Source organism: Streptomyces sp. NRRL B-24572 (assembly GCF_002156145.1).
GTDB lineage: Bacteria > Actinomycetota > Actinomycetes > Streptomycetales > Streptomycetaceae > Streptomyces > Streptomyces vietnamensis.
The window spans coordinates 1-7,655 of record NZ_MWIG01000865.1; the positions used below are offsets into that span (position 1 = coordinate 1).

The 7,655-nt window shown below is 74.4% G+C and carries 9 protein-coding genes; 3 read left to right on the forward strand and 6 right to left on the reverse strand.

The features are described from left to right. From CCN56_RS37365 to CCN56_RS37375, 3 genes are all read right to left on the reverse strand, one after another. Positions 1-1,395: AAA family ATPase (locus tag CCN56_RS37365; RefSeq protein ID WP_143664755.1), on the reverse strand; the 1,395-nt coding region annotated here is incomplete at its 3' end. Continuing rightward, entirely contained in the window at positions 1,392-2,570 is a 1,179-nt protein-coding gene (locus tag CCN56_RS37370; RefSeq protein ID WP_086832153.1) for an exonuclease SbcCD subunit D, read from the reverse strand. The genes CCN56_RS37370 and CCN56_RS37365, both read right to left, overlap by 4 nt. A 148-nt stretch (positions 2,571-2,718) precedes the next feature. After that, positions 2,719-3,345, reverse strand: coding sequence for a YigZ family protein (locus tag CCN56_RS37375; RefSeq protein WP_086832154.1), 627 nt, complete (start codon positions 3,343-3,345; stop codon positions 2,719-2,721). Between the two features lie 149 nt (positions 3,346-3,494). Here CCN56_RS37375 and CCN56_RS37380 point away from each other — a divergent pair, with 149 nt between their 5' ends. Then, entirely contained in the window at positions 3,495-3,947 is a 453-nt protein-coding gene (locus tag CCN56_RS37380) for a CoA-binding protein (protein WP_086832155.1), read from the forward strand. A gap of 46 nt (positions 3,948-3,993) precedes the next feature. Here CCN56_RS37380 and CCN56_RS37385 read toward each other — a convergent pair whose 3' ends face one another. Together CCN56_RS37385 and CCN56_RS37390 are read right to left on the reverse strand one after the other, a co-directional pair. Beyond that, positions 3,994-4,557, reverse strand: coding sequence for a YbaK/EbsC family protein (locus CCN56_RS37385; RefSeq protein WP_086832156.1), 564 nt, complete (start codon positions 4,555-4,557; stop codon positions 3,994-3,996). A 57-nt stretch (positions 4,558-4,614) separates the two neighbouring features. After that, positions 4,615-5,187, reverse strand: coding sequence for a helix-turn-helix domain-containing protein (locus tag CCN56_RS37390; RefSeq protein WP_086832157.1), 573 nt, complete (start codon positions 5,185-5,187; stop codon positions 4,615-4,617). Between the two features lie 104 nt (positions 5,188-5,291). Between CCN56_RS37390 and CCN56_RS37395 the strand changes: the two genes are divergently transcribed. After that, positions 5,292-6,155, forward strand: a complete 864-nt coding sequence (locus CCN56_RS37395) for a DMT family transporter (protein WP_086832158.1) — start codon at positions 5,292-5,294, stop codon at positions 6,153-6,155. A 35-nt stretch (positions 6,156-6,190) separates the two neighbouring features. Here CCN56_RS37395 and CCN56_RS37400 read toward each other — a convergent pair whose 3' ends face one another. Continuing rightward, positions 6,191-6,958 (reverse strand): acyltransferase, encoded by a 768-nt coding sequence (locus CCN56_RS37400; protein WP_086832159.1) that lies wholly within the window; start codon positions 6,956-6,958, stop codon positions 6,191-6,193. A gap of 147 nt (positions 6,959-7,105) precedes the next feature. Between CCN56_RS37400 and CCN56_RS37405 the strand changes: the two genes are divergently transcribed. After that, on the forward strand, positions 7,106-7,633 hold the full coding sequence (locus CCN56_RS37405) for a gamma carbonic anhydrase family protein (RefSeq protein WP_086832160.1): 528 nt from the start codon (positions 7,106-7,108) through the stop codon (positions 7,631-7,633). The last annotated feature ends 22 nt before the right edge of the window (positions 7,634-7,655 follow it).

Consider the following 7,655-nt stretch of genomic DNA (forward strand, 5'->3'; position numbering starts at 1 on the left):
GCGGCGGCGGGCCGCGGCGAGCCGGCGGCGGGCGGGCTCCAGACGGCCCGCGAGGTGTTCGGCGCGGGCGGCGGCGTCGCGGGCGGCCTCGACGCGCTCGGCGAGGGCCGTGCGGCGCGGTTCCCAGCCGGTGAGCCAGTCGGCCGCGTCCCGGAGGGCGTCCTCGTCGGCGCGCGCCTCCCGGGCGAGTACGGCGCGCTCCTCGGCGACGGCGGCCGCGCGGCGCTCGGCGCGGCGGGCCGCGTCGAGCCCGCCCAACTCCTCGCGCAGCCGGTGTTCGAGGGCCGAGAGGTGTTCGGCGCCCGCGTCGGCGAGCTCGGGGGGCAGCAGGGCGCGGGCCCGCTCCCGGGCGGTGTGCGCGGCGGCGTGCTCGCGCTCGGCGTCCCGGCGCAGCCCGAGCGCGGGCGCCACCCGGTCGGCCCTGAGGCTGCGGTCGAGGGAGTCCTGGAGGCGGTCGCGCTCGGGCGCCTGCTCGGTGAGCCGCTCGCGGCGCCGGAGGGCGTCGGCGTGCCGCGCCTGCCGGGCGGCGAGGTCGTTCTCCGCGTCGAGGGCGGCGCGCGCGGCGGCCTGTCCGACTTCGGCCGCGGCGAGGCGCACGCCGGCGATGTCGAGGGCCTCTCGGGCCTCCGTGCGGGCGACGGCGGCCCAGGTGAGGACGGACTCGGCGAGCCCGGGGTCGCCGGGCCGGCCCTCGACGGGGGTGCGGGCGCTGTCGAGGCCGCCGGCGGCCTGGGTCATGCGGTGGGCGAGGGTGAGCAGCCGCGCGTCCCCGTCCTCGACCTGCTGCTGCGCGGTGCGGCGCAGTTCGGCGAGGCGTTCCTCGACGGCGGCGAAGCGACGGGTGTCGAAGAGGCGGCCGAGGAGCTTGCCGCGGGCCTCGGCGTCGGCGCGCAGGAAGCGGGCGAAGTCGCCCTGCGGGAGGAGGACGACCTGGCAGAACTGCTCGCGGCTCATGCCGACGAGCTGGGTGATCTCCTCCCCTATCTCCTGGTGGGAGCGACTGAGTCCGGCCCACTCGCCGGTGGCCGGGTCGTACTGGCGGAGCCAGGTCTGGGCCTTCTCGGTGGTGAAGCCGCCGCCGCGCTTCTTGGGCCGCTGCTGGGCCGGGCGGCGGGTGATCTCCAGGCGCCGGTCCCCCACGGTCAGTTCGAGGAGGACCTCGGTGTACGTGCCGACGGGGGCGTGGTCGCTGCGCAGGGAGGCACCGCGGGTCTGGCGCTCGCCGGGCACGCTCCCGTACAGGGCGAAGCAGACGGCGTCGAGGACGGAGGTCTTGCCTGCGCCGGTGGGCCCGTGGAGGAGGAAGAGCCCGGCGGCGGACAGGGCGTCGAAGTCGACCTTCTGCGTGGTGCCGAACGGCCCGAACGCCGTGATCTCCAGGCGGTGCAGCCTCACCGGCCCACCTCGCGCTCGGCCGCGTCGACCCGGACGTCGTCGAACGCCCCGTACAGGACGGCCCGTTCGGCGCCGTCGAGGGCGGCGCCGCCACGTACGTGGGCCACGAAGTCCTCCGCGATCTGCTGGTCGCTGCGGTCCCGGAGCCGCTGGGCGTAGGAGGCGCCGGGGTCGTCCCCGGTCCGCTCGGGGTCGAAGACCAGGTTGAGGGTGTGCGGGAAGCGTGCGGCGAGCCGGGCCATGGGCTCGGCGGGCCGCACGGGGTCGGTGAGGGTGGCCTCGACCCAGGACTGCTCGTGCGGGGCGAGCGCGGGGTCGTCGAGGAGGTCGTCGAGCCGCCCCCGGATGCGGGCGAGGGGGCGCGGGACGGGGCAGTCGAGGCGTACGTCGCCGATGATCGCCCCGTCGGGACCGCTGGGGCCCAGCTCGATCAGCCACATGGTCTTGCGGTGGTCGGCCTCGGAGAAGGAGTACGCGAGGGGGGAGCCGGAGTAGCGGACGCGCGGGGTGAGGGTCTGGCTGCCGTGGAGGTGGCCGAGGGCGACGTAGTCGACGCCGTCGAAGATGCCGGTGGGGACGGCGGCGACGCCGCCGACGGTGATGTCCCGCTCGCTGTCGCTGGGGGCGCCGCCCGCGACGAAGGCGTGGGCGAGGACGACGGAGCGGGTGCCTGCGGGCCGGCCGGCGAGGTCGGCGCGGACCCGGTCCATGGCGGCGGCGAGGACCGCCTCGTGGCCTGCCTTCTCGGCGCCGAGCCGCTCGCGGACGAGCGCGGGTTCGAGGTAGGGCAGCCCGTAGAGGGCGACCTCGCCGTGGGCGTCGGAGAGGACGACGGGGGTGCCGATGCCGTCGGGGTCGGTACGGAGGTGGATGCCGGCCCGCTCGATGAGTCCGGCGCCGACGCCGAGCCGGCGGGCCGAGTCGTGGTTGCCGGAGATCATGACGGTGGGCACCCCGGCCTCGGCGAGGCGGTGCAGGGCGGTGTCGAAGAGCTCGACGGCGGGCAGCGGGGGCACGGCCCGGTCGTAGACGTCCCCGGCGACGAGGACGGCGTCCACGTCGTGCGCGTGGACGGTCGCCACGAGGTGGTCGAGGAAGGCGGCCTGGGCGTCGAGCAGGCCGACGCGGTGGAAGGACCGGCCGAGATGCCAGTCCGAGGTGTGCAGGAGCCTCACGATGCCGTCCCACCCCGCATGTGTCCCGCTCCTCGCCGCCGCTTCCCGTTCGTGTGCGCCCACACGCTATCCCGAGCGGGAGGGATGCGCGGCAGGTCCACGCGGGCGCGTGGGGCGTGGGGATGCGCGGGCGCTCACGTGTGACGCATCACGCGTCCCCGTAGGCCTCGCCGCCGAGTTCGAAGGAGGCCGTGCCCGCCGTGGCGTCGGCGAGCCAGCCGCGGAAGGCGGGGACGTCCGCGTCCGGGAGGCCGATCTCGATCGTGACGGCGTCGGCGTACCGCACGTCCCGGACGGCGCGGCCGGTGGCCCGCAGGTCGTTCTCCAGCTTGCCCGCGCGCTGGTGGTCGACGGTGACGGTGGCGAGCCGGAAGCGCTGCCGGGTGACGGTGCCGAGCGCGTCGAGCGCCTCGCCGACCACTCCGCCGTACGCGCGGATCAGGCCGCCCGCGCCGAGCTTCACGCCGCCGTAGTAGCGGGTGACGACGGCGACCACGTACCGCATCTCGCGGCGCAGCAGCATCTGGAGCATGGGGACGCCGGCCGTGCCGCCGGGTTCGCCGTCGTCGCTCGCCTTCTGCACGGAGGCGTCGGCGCCGAGGACGTACGCGAAGCAGTTGTGGGTGGCGGTCGGGTGCTCCTTGCGGATCCGCGCGATGAACTCCTGCGCCTCCCGCTCGTCGGCGACGGGCGCGAGCGCGCAGAGGAAGCGCGATCGGTTGATCTCGGTCTCGTGCACACCCTCGCGGGACAACGTGCGGTACTGCTCCTGCATCCGCCCAGCCTACGTTCCGTCCGGCCCCGCCCCGCCCGTCGGCCCGTAGGGGACATCTCAGGGGTGCTTCGGCGGGCGTACGGGAATCACGGCTCGGCACGGCTCGTTCACAGGGGGACGGGCCGCGCCGACGAGAGGCAGCAGAAGCGATGAGCACAGACACCACGAACACGGAATCCGCCACGGACCCCACCGCGTACTCCGCGTCGGAGGCGGTGCGGCGGATCCTGACGTCCACGGGCGACACGTGGGCGGTGGTCGGCCTCTCCTCGAACCGGGCCCGTGCCGCGTACGGGGTGGCGGCGGTCCTCCAGCGCTTCGGCAAGCGGATCGTCCCGGTGCACCCGAAGGCGGAGACGGTCCACGGCGAGCAGGGCTACGCCTCGCTCGCCGACGTCCCCTTCCCGGTCGACGTCGTCGACGTCTTCGTGAACAGCGACCTGGCGGGCGCCGTCGCGGACGAGGCCGTCGCGATCGGCGCCAAGGCGGTCTGGTTCCAGCTGGACGTGATCGACGACGAGGCCTTCGCCCGGACGCGCGGGGCGGGCCTCGACATGGTCATGGACCGTTGCCCCGCGATCGAGATACCGCGCCTGGGCTGAGGCCTGTCCGACCCTGATCCGCCGGACAGGATGAGCCGCGGGAGGTTCAGCCGACGGGGACGCCGAGGCCCTCCAGGACGACGGCGCCGGGGAGTTGGGCGAAGGCCTTGCCGGGGACGATGAGCTTGCCGCGGCGGCGGCCGCTGCCGACGAGGACCCACTCGGTGTCGACGACGGCGGCGTCGACGAGGAGGGGCCAGTCGGCGGGAAGGCCGATGGGGGTGATCCCGCCGTACTCCATGCCCGTCTCGCCGGTCGCGGTGTCCATCGGCGCGAACGAGGCCTTGCGGGCGCCGAGGTGCTTGCGGACGACGCCGTTGACGTCGACCCGGGTCGCCGACTTCACGAGGCACGCGGCGAGGGTCGTCGTCTCGCCGCGCCTGCCCGCGACGACCACGCAGTTGGCGGACCCGTCGAGGAGCGCGGGCCCGTGGTGCTCCACGAAGACGGCCGTGTCGGCGATGGCCGGGTCGGTGTCCACGTACACCAGCCGGTCGGCCGGGACGGGACCCGTCCAGGCGCGGACGGCGGCCGCGACGGGGCCGGTCAGCAGGTCGAGGCAGTCGGGGGCGGGCCGGGCGTCGTCGAAGTCTCCGATGGGTGCGCGCATGGCTGCACGCTAACAACCGCCACGGGGCGCGGGGCGGGCCGTCTCGGCGTACGGGCGTCAGCGCACGGGCGGGATGGAGACGGCCATCGTCATCTCGGCCGGCTCGTCGCCGTCGTTGCGGTAGGTGTGCGCGACGTTGGCCTCGAAGACGGCGGAGGTGCCGGCGGGCAGCGGATGGTCCTCGCCGTCCACGACCAGGGTGAGCGTCCCCGCGGTGACGTGGAGGAGTTCGACCGTGCCGTCCGGGTGGGGGTCGGAGGCGCTGCCTTCGCCCGGCATGAGGGTCCAGGACCAGAGCTCCAGCGGGCCGCGGGCCTCGGTGCCGACCAGGAGGGTGGTGTGGCTGCCGGTGGAGGTGGACCACATGCGGACGGCCTGGCCGGGCGGGACGAGCCGGACCTGGGGGCCCTGCTCGTAGTCGAGGAGGGTGGTGATGGAGACGCCGAGGGCGTCGGCCAGCTTCACGGTGGTGCCGACGCTGGGGTTGGTCCGGGCCTGCTCGATCTGGATGATCATTCCGCGGCTGACGCCCGCCCGTGCGGCGAGCGCGTCCAGGGTGAATCCCCGCTCCTTGCGCCAGCGCTTCAGGTTCCGGGCGAGCGACTGCGTGAGCTGGTCGAGGTCCGACACATTCCGTCCAATATTCTGGATGACAGAGTTCAATGAACTGAACTACGGTGGGGTGCACCCGATTGTTCACTGCACTGTACTGCCGCACGCCCCTGCGAGGATCCATGACCGCCCTGTTCGCCCTGGCCACCAGCCTGTTGTGGGGCCTCGCCGACTTCGGGGGCGGGCTCCTCACCCGGCGGATCCCCGCCCTCACCGTCGTCGTGGTCTCCCAGACCCTCGCGGTCCTCGTCCTCGGCACGATCGTCCTCGCGACCGGCGCCTGGACCGAGGCGGGACCCCAGCTCTGGTACGCGGTCGGGGCGGGCGTCGTCGGCCCGGCGGCCATGCTCGCCTTCTACAAGGCGCTCGCGCTCGGCCCGATGGGCGTCGTCTCCCCGCTCGGCTCCCTCGGTGTCGTCGTCCCCGTCTCCATCGGCCTCCTCGTCGGCGACCGGCCGGGACTGCTCCAGTTCGCCGGGATCGCGGTGGCGATCCTCGGCGTGGTGCTCGCGGGCGGACCGGAGCTGCGCGGGGCGCCCGTCCAGCGCCAGGCGGTCCTGCTGACCCTGGTCGCGGCCTTCGGCTTCGGCTCGGTGATGACGCTCATCGCCGAGGCGTCCACGACCGTGACGGGCCTGTTCCTCGCCCTGTTCGTCCAGCGCGTCACCAACGTCCTGGTCGGCGGCGGAGCCCTGTACGCCTCGGTGAGGCGCGGCGGCCGCGGGCTCCCCGAGGACGGTCCCGGGGTCGTCCGCGCCGCGCTTCCGGCCCTCGCCTTCGTGGGCCTCGCGGACGTCGCCGCCAACGGCACGTACGCGATCGCCGCCCAGCAGGGCCCGGTCACCGTCGCCGCCGTCCTCGCCAGCCTCTACCCGGTGATCACGGCCCTCGCGGCCCGCGGCGTCCTCAAGGAGCGGCTGCGTGCCGTCCAGGCGGCGGGCGCGGGCCTCGCCCTGGTGGGCACGGTCCTCCTGGCGACGGGCTAGCGAGCCCGGACCCGGTCAGGTCAGGTCAGGTCAGGTCACGACGGGACGGATTCGGAGTCGCCCGCGCGCTGCGCCTCCCACACCGCGAGCGCCGCGAGCTGCTCCGGGGTGACGTGTTCCGGGATGGGGATCGGGGCGGGGGTGCGGAGCGGGGGCTGCCAGCCGGTCTCCTGGGTCCAGCTGCGGACGACCTTCGCCGGGGCGCCCGCCACGACCGAGTGGTCCGGAACCTCCCCGCGCACCACCGCGCCCGCCGCGACGACGACGTTCCGGCCGAGCCGCGCGCCGGGAAGGATCACCGCGCCCGTGCCGAGCCAGCAGCCGGAGCCGATGGAGACCGGTTCGGAACGGGGCCACTGGCGGCCGACGGGCTCGTCCGGGTCGTCGTAACTGTGGTTGGTCGAGGTGATGTAGACGTACGGACCGCAGTACGTGTCCGAGCCGATCGTCACCTTCGCGTCGGCGATGACGTGGCTGCCCCGCCCGAGGACGACCCCGTCCCCGAGGGTCAGGACCGTGTCCGTCCCGAGGTCGAGGTCCGGCAGCATCCCCGCCGTCAGCGTGACCTGCTCGGCGATGATGCAGCACTCGCCGATCTCGATCCACGGCTCACCGAAGACCGTGCCCTGCGGGAAGGCGAGCCGGGTGCCCGCGCCGAGGCGGCGGAACCGCAGCTTCCCGGGGTGTTCGGCGGTGACGGAGCCGGCCTGCTGCACCCAGCGCCAGCCACCCTGCACGGCACGGGCGAGGACCCGGCGCCGCCAGGCGGCGAGGGATGAGAACGTGTTTCTGTTCCTGGGCACCCGGCCACCGTAGTCGGCGCCGTCGTGCCTGATCAGTGCGGTGCGCTGTGATGTCCGTCATGAGCACGGCATAGGCTGCGCCCGGGGGCACCCCCGGGCGTGACACGACGGCTGACGATCTGCGGATCCGACCATCAGGAGCGAACCATGACAGAGGCGTTGATCAAGGGAGTGGGCGGCAAGGAGCCGCAGATCGATCCGACCGCCTTCACCGCCCCGACCTCCGTGGTGCTCGGCGAGGTCACGCTCGGCGCCCGCGCCAGCATCTGGTACCACGCGGTCCTGCGGGCGGACTGCGGTCCGATCGCGATCGGCGAGGACTCCAACATCCAGGACAACTGCACCGTCCACGTCGACCCCGGCTTCCCCGTCTCGATCGGCGACCGGGTCACCGTCGGCCACAACGCGACCGTGCACGGCTGCACCATCGAGGACGACGTGCTCGTCGGGATGGGCGCGACGGTCCTCAACGGGGCCCGGATCGGCGCGGGCTCGCTCGTCGCCGCCCAGGCGCTCGTCCCGCAGGGGATGGAGATCCCGCCGGGCTCGCTGGTGGCCGGCGTCCCCGCCAAGGTGCGCCGCCCGCTGACCGAGGAGGAGAAGGCGGGCATCCAGCTGAACGCCGAGATGTACCTGCTGCTCGCCAAGGGCCACGCCGAGGCCTTCGAGGACTGAGCCGTACGCCTGCGGTCCGCGC

Bases quoted from the DNA above. Each gene is read 5' to 3' on its own strand.
- CCN56_RS37375 (WP_086832154.1), bottom strand. From the start codon at position 3,345: ATGCAGGAGCAGTACCGCACGTTGTCCCGCGAGGGTGTGCACGAGACC.
- CCN56_RS37380 (WP_086832155.1), top strand. From the start codon at position 3,495: ATGAGCACAGACACCACGAACACGGAATCCGCCACGGACCCCACCGCG.
- CCN56_RS37385 (WP_086832156.1), bottom strand. From the start codon at position 4,557: ATGCGCGCACCCATCGGAGACTTCGACGACGCCCGGCCCGCCCCCGAC.
- CCN56_RS37395 (WP_086832158.1), top strand. From the start codon at position 5,292: ATGACCGCCCTGTTCGCCCTGGCCACCAGCCTGTTGTGGGGCCTCGCC.
- CCN56_RS37405 (WP_086832160.1), top strand. From the start codon at position 7,106: ATGACAGAGGCGTTGATCAAGGGAGTGGGCGGCAAGGAGCCGCAGATC.